The sequence below is a fragment of the Stenotrophomonas sp. GbtcB23 genome (assembly GCF_019091045.1).
GTDB lineage: Bacteria > Pseudomonadota > Gammaproteobacteria > Xanthomonadales > Xanthomonadaceae > Stenotrophomonas > Stenotrophomonas rhizophila_A.
In genome coordinates this window covers 1-266 of the sequence record NZ_JAGXKC010000446.1, presented here as the reverse complement: position 1 = coordinate 266, position 266 = coordinate 1, and the positions used below count along the sequence as shown (strand labels likewise).

The 266-nt window shown below is 63.9% G+C and carries 1 pseudogene; it reads right to left on the bottom strand.

Features of this window, described 5'->3' with window-relative positions:
- Positions 1 to 132, bottom strand: a pseudogene (locus tag KVS69_RS21205) (P-type conjugative transfer protein TrbG); the annotation flags it as partial.
- Between the last annotated feature and the right edge of the window lie 134 nt (positions 133 to 266).

Here is a 266-nt window from a genome sequence, read left to right as displayed (position 1 = left end):
AGTCTGCTGATGCATGCCGCCTCCCAGGCGCAATTCCGCCGCCCCGAAGAGGCGAACAACGATCAGGATGTTCCGATCAATACGGGTATTGGCGATCTGCGCCTCGCCTTCCGGACCGATGTCGAAGAGCGGCGGGAATTCCCCCTGTACGTTGCCGCGCGGAAATTCGACATAGTCCTTGCGGCCATCGTCTTAGACGGAGACCGGCCGCCAGGGCGGCGTGTCGCCGGTGTGGTCTTAGCGGTAGTTTCGCGCCGCCACGGCCG